Below are 17,984 nucleotides of genomic sequence, written 5' to 3'. Positions count from 1 at the left end.
CGTCGTCCCGGGACCCGGCGAGGTGGACGCGTGCTCGGCGCCCGGTGGGGTGGGGTCGGCGGTGGGCAGGCCGCCCGGTGGGGCCGAAGTGGGCGGCGGTGGGGCCGAAGTGGGCGGCGGTGGGGCCGAAGTGGGCGGCGGTGGGGCCGAAGTGGGGGGCGGTGGGGCCGAAGTGGCGGGCGTGGGCGGGCTCTTCGGGCCGCTCGCGCGGCGGTGAGCGGCTCGGGTACGCCAGCTGTCGGTGGGACGGGCGGTCATGGGGTGCGCTCCGGGAGGGTGCCGGTGCCGACGGACAGGGCGCGGTCGATCTCGTCGGCGTAGGGCATCGCCGGGGAGCAGGCGAGGCGACCCGCCACGATGGCGCCGGCCGCGTTGGCCCTGCGGAGAGTGCGGTCCAGGTCCCAGCCGGCGAGCAGCCCGTCGCACAGCGCCCCGCCGAACGCGTCGCCCGCGCCGAGGCCGTTCACCACGTCGACCGGCAGGGGCGCCACCTCCGCGCACTCCCCGTCGGCGGTCATCGCGAGGACCCCCTTGGGGCCCTGCTTGACGACCGCGAGCCGGACTCCGGCGGCGAGCAGCGCGCGGGCCGCGGCGTACGGCTCGCGCTCCCCCGTCGCGACCGCGCACTCGTCCAGGTTGCCGACCGCGACCGTGGCCGATCTCAGGGCCTCCCGGTAGAGCGGTCCCGCCTCGTCCGGGTCGGGCCAGAGCACCGGGCGCCAGTCCAGGTCGAGCACGGTCAGCTCCGCGCCGCCCCGCTCCCGCAGCGCGCCCAGCGTCGCCGCCCGGCTGGGCTCGGCGCTCAGCCCCGTCCCGGTCACCCAGAACGCCCTCGCCGCCCGGACCGCCCCGAGGTCCAGCTCCGCCGGATGGATCTCCAGGTCCGGCGCCCGGGGGCGGCGGTAGAAGTGGATCGGGAAGTCGTCGGGCGGGAAGATCTCGCAGAACGTGACCGGTGTCGGATACGCCTCCACCGCCGTCACCCAGCGGTCGTCGACCCCGAACGCGGCCAGCTCCTCGTGGAGGTACTCCCCGAACGGGTCCGCTCCGGTCCGGCTCACCAGGGCCGTGCGCCGTCCGAGCCGGGCCGCCGCGACCGCCACGTTCGCGGGCGAGCCGCCCAGGAACTTCCCGAAGGTCTCCACCCGGGAGAGCGGAACGCCGACCTGGAGGGGGTAGAGGTCCACGCCGAGTCGCCCCATCGTGATCAGCTCGTACGGCTCCGCATCCACGCGCGCCACCTCTCGCCTCGGCCCCGCACCCAGGTCTAGCCGTCCGCCCCGAACCCTGTCAACGCTATGTCCTTACATTCGGACGAGCGTCTTGACGCGTCGTTCCGGGCGTGGTCAAGGTGGCTCTCATGACGAAGCCGTCGCCGCTGTCCCGTATCCGTATCGGCTCCGCCCCCGACTCCTGGGGCGTCTGGTTCCCCGACGATCCCCGGCAGGTTCCCTGGCAGCGCTTCCTCGACGAGGTCGCCGGCGCGGGCTACGCGTGGATCGAGCTCGGACCGTACGGCTATCTGCCCACCGATCCCGCCGTCCTGGCCGAGGAGACGGGTCGCAGAGGTCTGCGGGTCTCGGCGGGCACGGTCTTCACCGGGCTGCACCACGGTCCGGCCGTCTGGGAGAAGACCTGGGCCCATGTCGCCGACAACGCGGCGCTGGCGCAGGCGATGGGCGCGGAGCATCTCGTCGTCATCCCCTCCTTCTGGCGGGACGACAAGACGGGCGAGGTCCTGGAGGACCGCACTCTCACCGCCGGACAGTGGCGCGATCTGACCGGTCTGACGGAGCGCCTCGGCCGCGAGGTCCGGGACCGCTACGGGCTGCGGATCGTCGTCCATCCGCACGCGGACACCCATGTCGACAGCGAGGAGAACGTGGCCCGCTTCCTGGACGCGACCGATCCGGAGCTGGTCTCGCTCTGCCTGGACACAGGGCACTACGCGTACTGCGGGGGCGACAGCGTCAAGCTGATCGAGACGTACGGCGAGCGCATCGGCTACCTCCACCTCAAGCAGGTCGATCCGGAGATCCTCGCCGGGGTCGTCGCCGACGAGGTGCCGTTCGGACCGGCCGTGGCGCGGGGGGTGATGTGCGAGCCGCCCTCCGGGGTGCCGGCTCTGGAGCCGGTCCTCGCGGCGGCACAGGCGCTCGACGTGGAGCTGTTCGCCATCGTCGAGCAGGACATGTACCCGTGCGAGCCCGACAGGCCGTATCCGATCGCGGTCCGCACGCGCCGCTTCCTGCGCTCCTGTGGAGCATAGAAGCCCCGATAACACCATTCGGCGCGCCGTTGTGACCATGCGTCACTTACGTCACGTCCATCCCCTTGTTGTCACAGATTTCTCCATTACGCGGGCTTCACGTCACAGCCGGTCGACAGCGCCTCCCTTTCCGTTGGAAGGGGTCGTTGCATGGGGCACAGGCTCAGTGATCGCCAGCGTTTGCCCCGCAGCTCCCCCGAACGGCACCCCCGCCGCCGCTGCGAGGCGCGCAGGGAGGTGCCACGCATGACGGACAGAAGGCTCTGGTCGTACAAGGACATCGCCGTACACATCAAGGTGCAGCCGGACACCGTGCGGTCCTACCGGAAGCACGGCCTCCTGCCGGCGCCCGACCATGTCGAGTCGGGCAAGCCCTACTGGTACGCGGACACGATCCACGCCTGGGTGGCCAACCGACCGGGCAACAGGACCCGTCGGGAATGACCTCCCGGCACGGGCTCGTGGCACCACCTCGTGCGCACGAGCCGCCGGCCCGCGGAGCCGCAGCACGAGGGCCCCGGCCCCGAGGGCCGCGCGAGGGCCCCGCACCCGGTGCGGGGCCCTCGGTCCGCCCATGGCGATCCGGCCTTCCGCGCCTACGACACGACCTAGCGGCCGACGGACTCCTTGTCCCGGACGTCCTCGTCCGCCCGCCCCGTCCGTTCCGCTCGGCTCGATCCTTCGGCCTGTTCCGACCCCCCGGCCCGCTCCGGCGCCGCGGTCGGGGCCTTCGCCGTGTCCTCGCCCTCGCTGACTCCGAACCGGTCGTGGAAGCGGCGCAGCGGACCCGGGGCCCACCAGGTGAGGCGGCCGGTCAGCTTCATCACGGCCGGTACGAGCAGGCTGCGGACGACCATCGCGTCCATCAGCACGGCGAGCGCGACGCCCAGGCCCAGCATCTTGGTGTTGGTCACCCGCGAGGTGCCGATGGCCACCATGACGACGGCGAGGATGACGGCGGCGGCGGTGATGAGGCCGCCCGTACGGCGCAGGCCGAACCGGACCGCGTGGTCGTGGTCGCCCGTCGCGTCGTACTCCTCCTTGATCCGGGATATCAGGAACACGCCGTAGTCCATCGAGAGGCCGAAGGCGACGCAGAACATCAGCACCGGAAGGGTGGTCTCGATGTCACCGGTCGGGGTGAAGCCGAGGAACCCGGAGAGATGGCCTTCCTGGAAGACCCAGACGACCGCGCCGAACATGGCGGTCAGGCTGAGGCCGTTGAGGACGACGGCCTGGATCGGGATGAGCACGCTGCCGGTCAGCAGGAAGACCAGGAGCAGCGTGACGACCACGATGATCGCCCCCGCCCAGGGGAGCCGGTCGCCGATGGCGTCCTTGGAGTCGACCAGGAGGGCGGCGGCTCCGGTGACGGACGTGTCGAACGGGGCTGTCTCGGCACGCAGTTCGCCCACCACGCGCTGGGCTGCCTCGCCGACGCCCTCACCCTCCGGGATCACCGTGAAGTACGCGGGCGTTCCGGCGCCGGGACCCGCGGTCACCGGTCCGTCCACCCGCATGACCCCGTCGAGGGCCGCTATCCGCTCGCGGTAGCCGGCGTACTCGGCGGGGGTGGCGGCACCCTCGGCGAGGACCGTGAGCCCGCCGCCCGGGCTGCCGGGGAAACCGTCGCGCAGTTCGTCCTGGACCACCCGGGACTCGGCGGTGGTGGGGAGCTGCCGGTCGTCGACCGTGCCGAACTTCGCTCCCAGGAAGGGGAGACCGAGCAGGACGAGACCCGCCGTGGTGGCTACGGCGAAGACCGGCGCGCGCCGCATCACCAGCGTCGCCGTCCTCGCCCAGCCTGCCCCGGGCTCCCTGGTATCCGCGCCTGCGGCGCCGCGCGGCTCGGCGCCTTCGGCGGTACGGCGACGGCGCTTGAACAGGCGCCGCAGGTCCAGCGCGTTGACCCGCTCCCCGAGCAGCATCAGGGCGGCGGGCAGCAGGGTCAGCGCGGCGGCCGCGGCGAGCAGCACCACCGCGATGCCCGCGTAGGCGAAGGAGCGCAGGAAGTACTGCGGGAAGACCAGCATCGCGGAGAGCGAGGCCGCCACGGTCAGGGCGGAGAAGAGCACCGTCCGCCCGGCCGTCCGCAGGGTCGTGGCGACGGCGGTCCGGGTGTCGGCCCCCCGGGCCAGCTCCTCGCGGAACCTGCGGACCACGAACAGGGCGTAGTCGATGGCGAGTCCGAGCCCGAGGGCTGTCGTCAGGTTCTGCGCGAAGACGGAGACGTCGGTGAGTTCGGTGAGGCCCCGCAGCACCGCGTTCGTACCCAGGATGGCCACGATGCCGACGCCCAGCGGCAGCATGGCCGCGACCGCGCTGCCGAAGACCATGACGAGCAGGACGAGCGTCACCGGCAGTGCGATCAGCTCGGCGCGCAGCAGGTCCTCCTCGACGGTCGACTGCATCTCGTGCTGCACGGCCAGCTGACCGCCGATCGAGACGTCGACGGGGCCGTGGGCGCCCCGGAAGTCCGGGGCGATCCGCTCCAGGATCTCGCCGGCCGCCTTCTCGTCGCCGTCGACCCTGGCGACGATCACGGCCTGCCGGCCGTCCTCGGAGCGCAGGGCCGGGGAGCCGGTCCCCCAGTAGGAACCGATGCCGCCGACACCGTGCTCGGCGTCGAGCCGCTCGGCGAGCCGCCGCGCCTCGGCGGCCACGGCGGGATCGTCGACCCCGCCCTCCCGGGCGCTCACGAGCAGGAGCAGATTGGGCTGGGAGGCGGGGAACTCCCGCTCCAGAACCTCTGTCGCATACGTGGATTCGGCGTCCGGGACCTCGAAGCCGCCGCTCCCCATCCTGTCGGCGACACCGCTGCCCGCGAGAACGGTGAGCGCGGTGATCACCAGCGCGACCAGCAGGGACAGGCGTGGCCTGGCCGTCACGAACCGGGTCCACCCCCCGCCCGGTGCGGGCCCTGAATTCTTGACTTCGGCCATGACGCGGTGTCCCCTTCACCATGACCCATGCGCTCGCTTCCCGGCAGGTCGCATGGGTCGCCCGTTGCCATAGACTGGCAAACACGAGTCATCGCTCGCGTTTCACAAGAATGCGAGCGACGTCTCGTGTTTGTCAAACATGCTGAGAGAGCTGGGGACAGTCATGTCCGAGGAGAGGTCCGAGAGTTCGGCGGAGCAGAAGCCCCGCCGTCGGCAGGCCCGCGGCGAGCGCCGCATCGCGCAGCTGCTCCAGGCGGCGGCAAGCGTCTTCTGCGCGAACGGCTACACGGCGGCCAGCACCAACGCGATCGCCCGTGAGGCCAGCGTCTCCCCCGGCACGCTCTACCAGTACTTCCCCAACAAGGAGGCGATCGCCGTCGAGCTCGGCGGCCGCCTGCTGCACCAGATGCGCGAGATGCACGGACAGGCGTTCACCCCGGCCAACCTCGCCCTGCCGCTGCCCGAGCTCGTGGACGCGGTGCTCGATCCGATGATCGAGTTCAACTGCTCGAACCCGGTCTTCCTCGCCCTGATGCACGGCTCCGAGATCCCGGGCCGGATCGCCGAGGAGCACGACGCCCTGCACGCCTCGCTCCTGGCCTCGGTCCAGAGCCTGTTCGACCACCATCTGCCGGACCACACACCCGAGGACCGCACCCTCAAGGCCGAGATGACCTTCGCGGTCGTCAAGGGCGGTCTCACCCTGATCCTCGCCGCCGACGAGGGGCCGGCACGGGACGCGGCGGTCGCCGAGCTGAAGACGCTGCTGCTGGGCTACCTCGGCCCGCTCATCGAGGGCTCCCCCGCCCCGGCCGGCAGCGGCGGCGCGCTCACCACGACTCCGCCCCGCTGACCGACTCCCCGACCGCGCCCCCGCGTCCCGCGCCCCCCTTCGCCCGGATCTTCATCGCGAGGATCGGGAAGGCGAGGACGGAGAGCATCCCCGCCCCCACGAGCGCCGCCGCCTCGCCCGCCGTCAGCGCCTTGTCGTCGACCCCGATGGTGGTGATCGCGACGACGAGCGGCAGGGCCGTGGACTGGTAGAGCACCAGCGCACTCCGGTCCCCGCGCCCCAGGTCGCCCGGGGCGAGGAACCAGACCGGTCCGCCCCGCACCACCACGAACAGCAGCAGGAAGACCGGCAGCAGGAGCAGCGTACGGCCGCCGTCGAGCAGTGAGTCCAGGTCGAACTCGATGCCGGTGACGACGAAGAAGACCGGGACGAGGAAGCCGAAGCCGACCGCCTCGACCTTCTCCAGGATCGCGGGGCCCGACTCGGGCGCGGCGCCGGTCAGGACGAGCCGGGTGATGAGTCCGGCGGCGAACGCGCCGAGCAGCACGTCGAGACCGAGGGCCTGCGAGGCGCCCAGCATCAGCGCGAGCAGCAGGAACACGAAACGGACCGCGAACTGGCCGCTGGTGTGCATGGTCCTGGCGATGATCCGGGAGAACCACGGCGGTCTCGGCCGCAACGCCCAGAGGACGGCCGCCGCCGTCAGGACGGCGAAGACCGCGAGGAGCACCGTGGACTGGGCCGCGCTGCGGCCGCTCAGGAGGAGGGTCATCGCGATGATGGGCCCGAACTCCCCCACCGCGCCGAAGGCCATCACCACCGTGCCGAACCGGCCGTGCAGATCGCCCGAGTCCCGCAGCACCGGCAGGACGGTGCCGAGCGCCGTGCTGGTCAGCGCCACCCCGATGAAGACACCGTGGTGGAATCCGTCGGCCAGCAGCGCCCCGGCGACGAGCCCGAGCGCCAGGGCGACCAGCCATGCCCCCACCGAGCGCTTGAGGGTGTCGCCCCGCACCTTGCCGAACTCGATCTCGTAGCCCGCGAGGAAGATCAGCATCGCGAGGCCGAGCTCCGAGAGGCCGTCGATCAGGGGGCCCGTGTGCGCCCAGCCGAGGACGTCGGGGCCGACGACGATGCCGAGCAGGATCTCGAAGATGACGAGCGGAACGGGCAGTCGACGCCCGACCGCGTAGGCCAGCAGCGGCGCCAGGACGGCGATCGCCATGATCAGGATCAGAGTGGTGCCGGAATGCGACATGTCGGGTATCTACCATGGGTCGCACCGCCTCACGAGACACAGCCCCGGCAGGGCGCCGGCGTACGACTGGATTCATACCCCCTAGGGGTATAGACTGTGTTTCAGTACGACCCCGCACCCGCACGCCCTCGAAGAGGAGACCGTCATGACCGCCGAGACGCCGACCGCACTCACCACCGTGTACCAGGTCAAGGGAATGACCTGCGGGCACTGCGAGGGCGCGGTCACCAGTGAGATCTCCGAGATCGCCGGGGTCTCCTCCGTCAAGGCTGTGGCCTCCACCGGCCAGGTCACCGTGGTGTCCCAGGCCCCGCTCGACGAGGAGGCCGTCCGCGCCGCCGTCGACGAAGCGGGCTACGAGCTCGTCGGCCAGGCCTGAGACACCCGGGGTCCCCTGCCCGGCGCCCGGGACTCGGGCATACGCCCCCGGCACGCACGGACGGGGCCGTACCGTTACCGGTACGGCCCCGCTCTGGTTTGGAACGGCACACATGACATCGAGCACCGCGCCCACCGTCACGACCGAGCTGGTCATCGGCGGGATGACCTGCGCCTCCTGCGCGGCCCGCGTCGAGAAGAAGCTCAACCGGATGGACGGCGTCACCGCGACCGTCAACTACGCGACGGAGAAGGCGAAGATCGCGCACCCGGCGGGGACACGGGTCGCCGATCTGATCGCGACGGTCGTCAGGACCGGCTACACCGCCGAGGAGCCCGTTCCCCCGGCCCCGGAGCCGCCGGAGACACCGCGCGAGGCGGATCCCGAGCTCGACGCGCTCCGCACCCGGCTGACCGTCTCGGCGCTGCTCGCCGCGCCGGTCGTCCTGCTCGCCATGATCCCCGCCCTCCAGTTCGACAACTGGCAGTGGCTCTCCCTCACGCTCGCCGCACCGGTCGTCGCCTGGGGCGGGCTGCCCTTCCACCGCGCCGCCTGGACCAACCTGCGGCACGGCGCGGCGACCATGGACACCCTGGTCTCGATCGGCACGCTGGCCGCGTTCGGCTGGTCGCTGTGGGCCCTGTTCCTCGGTGACGCGGGCATGACCGGCATGCGCCACGGCTTCGACCTCACCACCGGCCGCACCGACGGCGCCTCGACGATCTACCTGGAGGTCGCGGCCGGTGTCGTCACCTTCATCCTGCTCGGCCGCTACCTGGAGGCCAGGGCCAAGCGGAAGGCGGGCTCCGCGCTGCGCGCCCTGATGGCGCTCGGGGCGAAGGACGTGACCGTCCTGAGATGGGGGTCCCCCCTGCTCGAGCGAAGCCGAGTGCTTGGGGGAGGCACGGAGGTACGGATCCCGGTGGACGCGCTGCGGGTCGGCGAAGTCTTCGTCGTCCGCCCCGGCGAGAAGATCGCCACCGACGGAACGGTCGTCGAGGGCTCCTCCGCTGTCGACGCGTCCCTGCTCACCGGCGAGTCCGTCCCGGTCGACGTGACGGCCGGCGACCCGGTCACCGGCGGCTGCCTCAACACCTCGGGACGGCTCGCCGTCCGGGCGACCCGGGTCGGCGCCGACACCCGGCTCGCCCGGATGGCCAAGCTGGTCGAGGACGCCCAGAACGGCAAGGCCGAGGTGCAGCGCCTCGCCGACCGGATCTCCGCGGTCTTCGTCCCCGTGGTGCTCTACATCGCCCTCGGCACGCTGCTGACCTGGCTGTTCGTGGTCGAGGACACCACCGGCGCGTTCACCGCCGCCGTCGCCGTACTGATCATCGCCTGCCCCTGCGCCCTCGGCCTCGCGACCCCGACCGCGCTCATGGTCGGCACCGGCCGCGGCGCGCAGCTCGGCATCCTGATCAAGGGCCCGGAGGTACTGGAGTCCACCCGCCGTGTCGACACCGTCGTCCTCGACAAGACCGGGACGATCACCACCGGCCGGATGCGGCTGCGGAAGGTGTACGCGTACGAGGACGTGGACGAGGCCGAGCTGCTGCGCCTCGCGGGCGCCCTGGAGCACGCCTCCGAGCATCCGGTCGCCCGGGCGGTCGCGGCGGGCGCCGCCGAACGGCTCGGCCTGCCCGTGGGCGAGCTGCCCGTGCCGACGTCCTTCGAGAACGTGCCCGGCCTCGGTGTGCGCGGCACGGTCGACGGCCGCACCCTCCTGGTCGGCCGCGCGGCGCTCCTCGACGCGGAGGGGGTCGAGATCCCCGGGGTGCCGGAGCCGGGTGCCGTGCAGGTCGCCTGGGACGGCCGGGCGCGCGGGGCGCTGACGGTCGCCGACGCCGTGAAGGAGACCAGCGCGGAGGCGGTCGCCCGGCTGCGTGCCCTCGGCCTGAGGCCGGTCCTGCTGACCGGGGACGGGCGGGCGGTCGCCGAGACGGTGGCGGCGGAGGTGGGCATCGAGGCGGATCAGGTCTTCGCCGAGGTGCTGCCGCAGGAGAAGGTCGACGTGGTGCGGCGCCTCCAGGCGGAGGGCCGGGTGGTCGCGATGGTCGGCGACGGCGTGAACGACGCCGCCGCGCTGGCCACCGCCGACCTGGGTCTGGCCATGGGCACCGGCACGGACGCCGCGATCGAGGCGAGCGACCTGACGCTGGTCCGCGGCGATCTGCGGGTGGCGGCGGACGCCATCCGGCTCGCGCGCCGGACCCTGGCGACGATCAAGGGAAACCTCGCGTGGGCGTTCGGATACAACGTGGCCGCCCTGCCGCTGGCCGCGTTCGGGTTGCTGAACCCGATGATCGCCGGTTTGGCCATGGCATTTTCGTCCGTATTTGTCGTGACAAACAGCCTGCGACTTCGGAGGTTCGCGTGAATTCACCTACACGTGACGCACAGGACCTTCACAAAGAGACCTAGATCACAGATATTTGGGGGTAACCATTCGGGCCGTTCGCGGGTCTAAGTGGGCGATGCCAAGAACGTCTTGGGGGACGTTCATGGGATGTCTTGGGGGACGTCCCAGGCAAGCGTTGGCCGGGGCACGTGCACCGGGGAGCTTTGAGCGGCCCTCCCGTACGTACGTACCCCGGCAGACCGCGTAGACCCGCCTAGCTTCTGCTGAACCCGGCAGACGCCCGGCCCGGATCCCGTGGGGGGAATCCGCACCGGGGATATGGAAAGCGCCCCGCTCGCCGACCCGTGGGGGGATCGGAAGCGGGGCGCTTTTCGTTCAGCGGCGCGTGCGGCCTGTACGGCACCTCATCGGCACCGCGTACGGCGCCTCACCGGCACCGTATACGGCGCCTCGCGACGAGGAAGAGTGTCAGCGGCCCTCGACCGGGACGAAGTCGCGCAGGACCTCACCCGTGTAGATCTGGCGCGGGCGGCCGATGCGGGAACCCGGCTCCTTGATCATCTCGTGCCACTGGGCGATCCAGCCCGGGAGGCGGCCGAGCGCGAAGAGCACGGTGAACATCTCGGTCGGGAAGCCCATCGCGCGGTAGATGAGGCCCGTGTAGAAGTCCACGTTCGGGTAGAGGTTGCGCGAGACGAAGTAGTCGTCGGAGAGCGCGTGCTCCTCCAGCTTGAGCGCGATGTCCAGCAGCTCGTCGGACTTGCCGAGCGCGGAGAGCACGTCGTGCGCCGCGGCCTTGATGATCTTGGCGCGCGGGTCGAAGGACTTGTACACCCGGTGGCCGAAGCCCATCAGGCGGACACCGTCCTCCTTGTTCTTCACCTTGTTGATGAAGGAGTCGACATTGCCACCGTTGGCCTGGATGCCCTCGAGCATCTCCAGGACCGACTGGTTGGCGCCACCGTGCAGCGGGCCCCACAGGGCCGAGATGCCGGCGGAGATCGACGCGAACATGTTCGCCTGGCTCGAACCGACCAGACGGACGGTGGACGTCGAACAGTTCTGCTCGTGGTCCGCGTGCAGGATCAGCAGCTTGTCGAGCGCCGAGACCACGACCGGGTCGAGCTCGTACTCCTGGGCCGGGACCGAGAAGGTCATGCGCAGGAAGTTCTCGACGTACCCCAGGTCGTTGCGCGGGTAGACGAAGGGGTGGCCGATCGACTTCTTGTACGCGTACGCCGCGATCGTCGGCAGCTTGGCGAGCAGCCGGATCGTGGAGAGGTGACGCTGCTTCTCGTCGAACGGGTTGTGGCTGTCCTGGTAGAAGGTGGACAGCGCGGAGACCACCGAGGAGAGCATCGCCATCGGGTGGGCGTCCCGGGGGAAGCCGTCGAAGAAGCGCTTGACGTCCTCGTGCAGCAGCGTGTGCTGGGTGATCTCGTTCTTGAAGGTCGCGAGCTCGTCGACCTTGGGAAGCTCACCGTTGATCAGCAGGTACGCCACCTCAAGGAAGGTGGAGCGCTCCGCCAGCTGCTCGATGGGGTAGCCGCGGTACCGCAGAATGCCCTGCTCGCCGTCGAGGTAGGTGATGGCGGATTTATAGGCGGCGGTGTTGCCGTATCCGCTGTCCAGGGTGACCAGACCGGTCTGGGCTCGGAGCTTCCCGATGTCGAAGCCCTTGTCGCCGACGGTGCTCTCGACCACCGGGTAGGTGTATTCACCGTCCGCGTACCGCAGTACTACAGAGTTGTCGCTCACGTCATCCCTCACCGACGTAGTGCCTCTTCTTCGAGGTGCCCTGACTGTCTCTACCATCCCCCATTTGGCTCAGGAGAGTGCACTCGGGGTCGACCATTGGGCCATTTGGCGGCACTCAGTGCCGCCAACCTGCTCATCTTGCCCCCTTCGCCCCGTTCGGGGAAGTCCGGGGTGGCCTTTCACACGGCTGCCGAGAGCCGGTGGGCCAGGGCGGTGAAGCGTCTGCCTGCGGAAACCGTACGTACGGCCTGGGCGATCGCCTTGCGCGAACCGACCAGCACGACCAGCTTCTTCGCCCGGGTGACGGCCGTGTAGAGCAGGTTCCGCTGGAGCATCATCCAGGCGCTGTTGGTGACGGGGATCACGACGGCCGGATACTCGCTGCCCTGGGAGCGGTGGATCGTGACGGCGTAGGCGTGGGCCAGCTCGTCCAGCTCGTCGAAGTCGTAGCCGACCTCCTCGTCCTCGTCGGTGCGGACGGTCAGTCGCTGTTCGACGGCGTCGAGCGCGGTCACGACGCCGACGGTGCCGTTGAAGACGCCGTTGGCACCCTTCTCGTAGTTGTTGCGGATCTGGGTGACCTTGTCGCCGACGCGGAAGACCCGGCCGCCGAACCGCTTCTCGGGGAGGTCGGGACGGGCCGGGGTGATCGCCTGCTGGAGGAGCCCGTTGAGCGTGCCGGCGCCGGCGGGGCCGCGGTGCATGGGCGCCAGGACCTGGACGTCCCGGCGGGGGTCGAGTCCGAACTTGGCGGGAATCCGCCGTGCCGCGACCTCGACGGCGACCCGGGCGGCGTCCTCGGTCTCGTCCTCCGCGAAGAGGAAGAAGTCCGGCAGGCCGGTGGTGACGGGCGGCAGACCGGCGTTGATCCGGTGGGCGTTGGTGACGACCCCGGACTGCTGGGCCTGGCGGAAGATGCGGGTCAGCCGGACGGCCGGCACCGGACTGCCGGGGGCCAACAGATCCCCGAGCACCTCACCCGCGCCGACCGAGGGCAGCTGGTCCACGTCACCCACGAGGAGGAGGTGGGCACCGGGTGCCACGGCCTTCACGAGCTTGTTGGCGAGGAGCAGATCGAGCATGGACGCCTCGTCCACGACGACGAGGTCGGCGTCGAGCGGGCGGTCCCGGTCGTAGGCCGCGTCCCCGCCCGGCTTGAGCTCCAGGAGACGGTGGACGGTCGAGGCGTCGGTGCCGGTCAGCTCGGCGAGTCGCTTGGCGGCGCGGCCGGTGGGCGCGGCGAGGACGACCTTGGCCCGCTTGGCCCGGGCCAGCTCCACGATCGAGCGGACGGTGAACGACTTCCCGCATCCCGGGCCTCCGGTGAGGACGGCGACCTTACGGGTCAGGGCGAGCCGCACCGCCGCCTCCTGCTCGGGAGCGAGGGAGGCGCCGGTGCGGTCGGCGAGCCAGGCGAGGGCCTTGTCCCAGGCGACGTCCCGGAAGGCCGCCATCCGGTCCTCGGGGGCGTGCAGCAGGCGCCTGGTCTGGCCGGCGAGGGAGAGCTCGGCGCGGTGGAAGGGGATCAGGTAGACGGCCGTGACGGGCAGCCCCTCAGGCCCGGGCACCGACTCCCGTACGACCCCTTCCGGGTCCTCCGCCAGCTCGGCGAGGCACTCGATGACCAGCCCGGTGTCGACCTGGAGCAGCTTCACGGCGTCGGCGATCAGCTTCTCCTCGGGGAGGAAGCAGTGCCCCTGGTCGGTGGACTGCGACAGGGCGTACTGCAGCCCCGCCTTGACCCGGTCCGGGCTGTCGTGCGGGATGCCGACGGCCTGGGCGATCTTGTCGGCGGTGAGGAAGCCGATGCCCCAGACGTCGGCGGCCAGCCGGTAGGGCTGGTTCCGCACGACGGAGATGGAGGCGTCGCCGTACTTCTTGTAGATCCGCACGGCGATGGAGGTGGAGACGCCGACGCCCTGGAGGAAGACCATCACCTCCTTGATGGCCTTCTGCTCCTCCCAGGCGGCGGTGATGTTCTTCGTCCGCTTGGGCCCGAGCCCCGGCACCTCGATCAGGCGGGCCGGGGCCGCCTCCAGGATGTCGAGGGTGTCCACGCCGAAGTGCTGGGTGATGCGGTCGGCGAAGACGGGCCCGATGCCCTTGATCAGCCCGGAGCCGAGGTAGCGGCGTATGCCCTGGACGGTGGCGGGCAGCACGGTCGTGTAGTTCTCGACCGTGAACTGCTTGCCGTACTGCGGATGGGAGCCCCAACGCCCCTGCATCCGCAACGACTCGCCCGGCTGAGCCCCGAGCAGCGCCCCGACGACCGTGAGGAGATCGCCGCCACCGCGCCCGGTGTCGACGCGGGCGACCGTGTACCCGCTCTCCTCGTTGGCGTAGGTGATCCGCTCCAGCACCCCTTCGACGACCGCCTGAGCCTGACTCTGGTTGGACATGCCCCGACGGTATCGAAGGGCTCGGACAGTCGGGGGCGCGCCTGTGGTCGACCGCAGCGCCCCGGGGCGGCCCGTCGGCATGTGCGAGGCCACCCGAACCGAGAGCCCGTTGGTCCAGCAGCAGGACGTGCGTCATCCGAGCAGCTGACCGCCACAGCCCGCGCCACCCCGAGTCATCTGCCGAGTCGGGCGCCCCGGCTCTCGGCGACCCGCTTGACGTCCCGCAGCGACTCGGCGAGCCGGCCGGCGAGATAGCGCAGCTCGACGCCGCTCGCCCGGCGATCCGCGAGCAACTCGCCGGCATGGCCGAGCAGATCGCCCGCCATACCGAGCTGGACACTCTCGATGCCGTCCGCGAGCCGCGAGAGTTGACATGCTCCTCGCCCTGAAGGGCGAGGATTCTGGCCTTCCCTGACGGGTTGCCGTGCCGCTACGCGGCACGGTTTCCGGTCGGGAATCCGTGGCTTCCTGTTTCTTCGCGCTGTGCCGGGATCGCTCCTGGTCTTACCGGCGCTCCGCAGGCCGATGCCGCCAGTCCGGCGGCCGTCTTGACGTTGATCGCTGCGTTGGTGTCCCGGTCGTGGAGGGTGCCGCAGGCGCTGCAGATCCATTCCCGCACGCTCAGGGGTTTGGGGCCGTCGCGGTGGCCGCAGGTCGAGCAGATCTGGCTGGTCGGTTCGAACCGGCTGATTTTGATCAGAGTGCGGCCGTACCGCTCGGCCTTGTAGGTCAGCATGTTGATGAACTGTGACCAGCCCGCGTCGTGCACGGATTTGGCCAGCCTAGTGCGCGCCAGTCCCGCCACCGACAGGTCCTCCACGGCGATCCCTTGGTTCTCGGAGATCAGCTTGGTGGAGAGCTGGTGGTGGAACTCACGGCGCGCGTCAGCGACTTTGGCGTGGGCCCGGGCGACCTTGAGGCGGGCCTTGGCCCGGTTCTTCGATCCATTCTGCTTGCGGGACAGCTCCTTCTGGGCCTTCTTCAGCTTCTTCTCCGCGCGCCGCAGAAAGCGCGGGGAGTCGATCTTCGTGCCGTCGGACAGGACGGCGAAGTGGGTCAGGCCGAGGTCGATGCCGATGGTGTTCTCGGTCTGCGGCAGACGTTCCGCGTCGGTGGCGGGATCGGTGTCGATGACGAAGGAGGCGAAGAACCGTCCCGCCGCGTCCTTGATCACGGTCACCGAGGAAGGTGTGACGGGCAGGGCGCGGGACCATTGCACCTTCACCGCACCGATCTTCGGCAGGTCGAGGCGGCCCGCGTCGGTGATCTTCCAGCGGGCATTCGCGGTGAACCGAATCGACTGCCGGTGATCCTTGCGGGACTTGAAGCGGGGCGCTCCCAGTCTCGGGCCCTTTCGGGTGCCGCCCAGGGAGGCGAAGAAGTTGCGGTACGCGGTCTCGGCGTCCCGCAGGGACTGCTGGAGCACCACGGCGGAGACCTCGCCCAGCCAGGAGCGTTCCGGGGTGGTCTTGGCCTGGGTGATCAGCCGTGTGGACAGTTCCCCGATCTTCGGGAACGGCTCCCCGGCCGCTCGGGCGTCCTCGCGGGCGCGGACCGCGTCGTTGAACACGACGCGGGCGCACCCGAACGCCCTCGCCAACGCGGCCTGCTGGACGGCGTTCGGGTACAGGCGGAAGCTGTACCGAAGCTGCATGCCGACGACGATAGATACTTGGGTTATGGGTGAGATGCAGAAGATCAGAACTGGTCGGCACTGTACGTTCGCGATGCATGTCCACTTGGTCTTCGTGACCAAGTTCCGGCACAAGGTGTTCACCGATGCCCACCTGCGGCGCATGGAGGAGATCATGCGGTCGGTGTGTGGGGACTTCGAGTGCGAGCTGGTGGAATTCAACGGCGAGGACAACCACGTCCACTTGCTGGTGATCTTTCCGCCCAAGGTCGCCGTCACCAAACTGGTCAACTCTCTCAAGGGCGTCTCCTCCCGCCGCCTGCGCCAGGAGTTTCCCGACCTGGTGCGCCACTACTGGCGGGCCAACAAGCTCTGGTCCGGCTCCTACTTCGCCGGAACCGTCGGCGGTGCCCCGCTGTCCGTGGTCAGGCAGTACATCGACCAGCAGAACCGGCCGGGGTGAGCCGCGCCCGGCTCCGCCGGGAAAGCCTCCCGGCGCTCCGCGCCGCAGGCGGCATATCTCCGTCCGGCTCCGCCGGACCCGTTGCGGTGACGCTCCGCGTCACACCGGCAGATTCGCTTCACCCCCGGCCTGAAGGCCGGAGCACTGCGAATAGATCCCGGTAGCAGGGTTTGCCTTCTTCGCCCGTCCAGGGCAGCAGCCGAGCCTCGCCGGTCACGCGACCACCTCCACGTCGGGGCGGAGCTCCAGCCCGTGCGCGGCGAGCAGCAGCACCCGCCCTCGCCCCTGCCGCCTCTCGTACGCCAGGAGGTAGGGGCGGACGAGCGGACTGTCCTCACCGTGCGACGGACGCTCGCCGGTGTGGTGGCGGGTGGACCCGTCGGCGTAGGGACGGGAGTAGGGGTGGGTGTACGCGGGCGGGGCGGGGGGCGGATGCGGGCTGCCGGTCCGGCGCAGGAGCCGGTTGACGAGCCGGGCCAGGGAGTTCCTCACGTCGACACCTTCCGTCGCTATGTGTGGCGAATCCCTCACAGAGTGGGGTCGGGCCTGGCTACGCTTCCAGTACCGGAGGCTTGACAGCACACCCGTCAGGTTGGGGAGTTGGTCACATGGAGCAGCGCCGTAAGCCGCGTACACCGCGCGAGAAGTACGGGGAGGAGCTGAGACTGCGTCGATTGGCGGCCGGCCTCACCCAGGAGGCACTTGGTGATCTGGTCGTGTGCTCGCCCACGCTGATCAGTCACTTCGAGGCGGGCAGAAGGCTCCCCAAGCCGGACGACGCACGGCGGATCGACCGGGCGCTCGGGACGGACGGGTTCTTCGCGCGGTGGCTGGAGGACCTGGAGTCGAAGTACGCGGACCACTTCGCTTCGGCGGCCGAGCTGGAAAAGCAAGCCACGCTGATCGAACAGTTCGCGCTGTCGCTCGTTCCTGGCGTGTTCCAGACACCGGACTACGCTCGCGCCCTGTTCCAGGCGTACCGGCCGAACCACACAGCGGAGGAACTTGACGAGGCCGTCGTCATCCGAACAAAGCGTTCCCGGCTGCTCGACGGGCCGTTGAACCCTGCCATCTGGACACTGCTCGACGAGGCCGTGCTGCGACGCACGGTCGGGGGCGGCAGGTCATGGCGGAACAGCTGCGCAGGATCGCCGACTTGGCCGAGACCGGACGGATCCGGCTGCACGTGCTGCCGAACAGCGCCGGGGCACACGCGCTCCAACAGAGCCTGCTCACTCTCATGAGCTTCGAGGACTCCGCCCCGGTCGCGTACGTGGAAGCATTTCTCACGGGCAACCTGATGGATGATCCGTCCCTGGTGAACGCCAGTCGCACGGCCTACGCTCTTGCGCTGAGCGATGCACTGTCGCAACAGGAGTCACTCGCCCTGGTCAGGGCAGCAGCAGAGGAACACGCACATGGTCAGCAGTGAGCGCACCGTCGTCGACTCGTCCTCCCTCACCGGGTGGTACAAGTCGAGCTACAGCGGCGGCGATCAAGGCGAATGCGTCGAAGTCGCCCGTGGCCACGCCGGCGTACCCGTCCGCGACGGCAAGGCCGCCACGGGCCCGGCCCTGGTCTTCTCGGCGGACGGCTGGTCCTCCTTCGTCACGGCGGTCAAGCACGGCTGCTTCGACTGCCGTCGCGGCTGACTCGGCGAGGGCCCGCGCGGGTGTCGAGGATGCCGGACAGCGTGACGTGCCCGTAGGGCAGTTGACGCCTCGAAGGCAG

Annotated in this window: 15 protein-coding genes and 1 pseudogene; 8 read left to right on the top strand and 8 right to left on the bottom strand. The window is 70.4% G+C overall.

Features of this window, described 5'->3' with window-relative positions:
- Window positions 1-254 precede the first annotated feature (254 nt).
- A complete protein-coding gene (gene iolC / locus ACFUJR_RS07855; RefSeq protein WP_383175084.1) occupies window positions 255-1,202 on the bottom strand; it encodes a 5-dehydro-2-deoxygluconokinase in 948 nt (315 codons plus the stop codon).
- 158 nt (window positions 1,203-1,360) lie between these two features.
- Here iolC and ACFUJR_RS07850 point away from each other — a divergent pair, with 158 nt between their 5' ends.
- Window positions 1,361-2,269 carry a sugar phosphate isomerase/epimerase family protein gene (locus ACFUJR_RS07850; RefSeq protein ID WP_383175053.1) on the top strand — a complete coding sequence of 303 codons (909 nt, stop codon included), beginning with the start codon at window positions 1,361-1,363 and terminating at the stop codon, window positions 2,267-2,269.
- A gap of 246 nt (window positions 2,270-2,515) precedes the next feature.
- On the top strand, window positions 2,516-2,713 hold the full coding sequence (locus ACFUJR_RS07845) for a helix-turn-helix transcriptional regulator (RefSeq protein WP_383175056.1): 198 nt from the start codon (window positions 2,516-2,518) through the stop codon (window positions 2,711-2,713).
- 164 nt (window positions 2,714-2,877) lie between these two features.
- On the opposite strand, the gene ACFUJR_RS07840 is transcribed toward ACFUJR_RS07845, so the two are convergent.
- Window positions 2,878-5,211 carry an MMPL family transporter gene (locus ACFUJR_RS07840; RefSeq protein WP_383175059.1) on the bottom strand — a complete coding sequence of 778 codons (2,334 nt, stop codon included), beginning with the start codon at window positions 5,209-5,211 and terminating at the stop codon, window positions 2,878-2,880.
- 163 nt (window positions 5,212-5,374) lie between these two features.
- On the opposite strand from ACFUJR_RS07840, the gene ACFUJR_RS07835 reads away from it, so the two are divergent.
- On the top strand, window positions 5,375-6,064 hold the full coding sequence (locus ACFUJR_RS07835; protein ID WP_383175062.1) for a TetR/AcrR family transcriptional regulator: 690 nt from the start codon (window positions 5,375-5,377) through the stop codon (window positions 6,062-6,064).
- On the opposite strand, the gene ACFUJR_RS07830 is transcribed toward ACFUJR_RS07835, so the two are convergent.
- Window positions 6,042-7,262 (bottom strand): cation:proton antiporter, encoded by a 1,221-nt coding sequence (locus ACFUJR_RS07830; protein WP_383175065.1) that lies wholly within the window; start codon window positions 7,260-7,262, stop codon window positions 6,042-6,044. The genes ACFUJR_RS07835 and ACFUJR_RS07830 overlap by 23 nt on opposite strands.
- Before the next feature lie 145 nt (window positions 7,263-7,407).
- Here ACFUJR_RS07830 and ACFUJR_RS07825 point away from each other — a divergent pair, with 145 nt between their 5' ends.
- Both ACFUJR_RS07825 and ACFUJR_RS07820 read left to right on the top strand, forming a co-directional pair.
- Window positions 7,408-7,641: a heavy-metal-associated domain-containing protein gene (locus tag ACFUJR_RS07825; protein WP_383175068.1), complete on the top strand. Its 234-nt coding sequence runs from the start codon at window positions 7,408-7,410 to the stop codon at window positions 7,639-7,641.
- 112 nt (window positions 7,642-7,753) lie between these two features.
- A complete protein-coding gene (locus ACFUJR_RS07820; protein ID WP_383175071.1) occupies window positions 7,754-10,018 on the top strand; it encodes a heavy metal translocating P-type ATPase in 2,265 nt (754 codons plus the stop codon).
- 450 nt (window positions 10,019-10,468) lie between these two features.
- Here the strand turns inward: ACFUJR_RS07820 and ACFUJR_RS07815 are convergent, their stop codons facing one another.
- From ACFUJR_RS07815 to ACFUJR_RS07800, 4 genes are all read right to left on the bottom strand, one after another.
- Window positions 10,469-11,758: a citrate synthase gene (locus ACFUJR_RS07815; RefSeq protein WP_361439808.1), complete on the bottom strand. Its 1,290-nt coding sequence runs from the start codon at window positions 11,756-11,758 to the stop codon at window positions 10,469-10,471.
- A 179-nt stretch (window positions 11,759-11,937) separates the two neighbouring features.
- Window positions 11,938-14,157: an ATP-dependent RecD-like DNA helicase gene (locus tag ACFUJR_RS07810; RefSeq protein ID WP_383175075.1), complete on the bottom strand. Its 2,220-nt coding sequence runs from the start codon at window positions 14,155-14,157 to the stop codon at window positions 11,938-11,940.
- Between the two features lie 173 nt (window positions 14,158-14,330).
- Entirely contained in the window at window positions 14,331-14,615 is a 285-nt protein-coding gene (locus ACFUJR_RS07805; RefSeq protein ID WP_383175088.1) for a hypothetical protein, read from the bottom strand.
- Window positions 14,588-15,811 (bottom strand): RNA-guided endonuclease InsQ/TnpB family protein, encoded by a 1,224-nt coding sequence (locus ACFUJR_RS07800; RefSeq protein ID WP_383175078.1) that lies wholly within the window; start codon window positions 15,809-15,811, stop codon window positions 14,588-14,590. The genes ACFUJR_RS07805 and ACFUJR_RS07800 overlap by 28 nt, the downstream gene beginning before the upstream one ends.
- Window positions 15,812-15,836: 25 nt before the next feature.
- Here ACFUJR_RS07800 and tnpA point away from each other — a divergent pair, with 25 nt between their 5' ends.
- Window positions 15,837-16,253 carry an IS200/IS605 family transposase gene (tnpA, locus tag ACFUJR_RS07795; RefSeq protein ID WP_383175081.1) on the top strand — a complete coding sequence of 139 codons (417 nt, stop codon included), beginning with the start codon at window positions 15,837-15,839 and terminating at the stop codon, window positions 16,251-16,253.
- Between the two features lie 213 nt (window positions 16,254-16,466).
- Here tnpA and ACFUJR_RS07790 read toward each other — a convergent pair whose 3' ends face one another.
- The gene (locus ACFUJR_RS07790) at window positions 16,467-16,745 is read right to left on the bottom strand and encodes a hypothetical protein (protein WP_383178840.1); all 279 of its coding nucleotides are present in this window, start codon (window positions 16,743-16,745) and stop codon (window positions 16,467-16,469) included.
- Window positions 16,746-16,861: 116 nt separating this feature from the next.
- On the opposite strand from ACFUJR_RS07790, the pseudogene ACFUJR_RS07785 reads away from it, so the two are divergent.
- Together ACFUJR_RS07785 and ACFUJR_RS07780 are read left to right on the top strand one after the other, a co-directional pair.
- Window positions 16,862-17,685, top strand: a pseudogene (locus tag ACFUJR_RS07785) (Scr1 family TA system antitoxin-like transcriptional regulator).
- Complete coding sequence (locus ACFUJR_RS07780; protein WP_383178837.1) at window positions 17,672-17,905, top strand: DUF397 domain-containing protein; 234 nt, start codon at window positions 17,672-17,674, stop codon at window positions 17,903-17,905. Before ACFUJR_RS07785 ends, ACFUJR_RS07780 begins: the two are co-directional and overlap by 14 nt.
- Window positions 17,906-17,984 lie beyond the last annotated feature (79 nt).

Origin of the sequence: Streptomyces sp. NPDC057271, from assembly GCF_042668715.1 — a bacterium.
Taxonomy (GTDB): Bacteria; Actinomycetota; Actinomycetes; order Streptomycetales; family Streptomycetaceae; genus Streptomyces.
The sequence above is the reverse complement of the archived record's forward strand: the minus strand, read 5'-3'. Positions and strand labels throughout refer to the sequence as shown.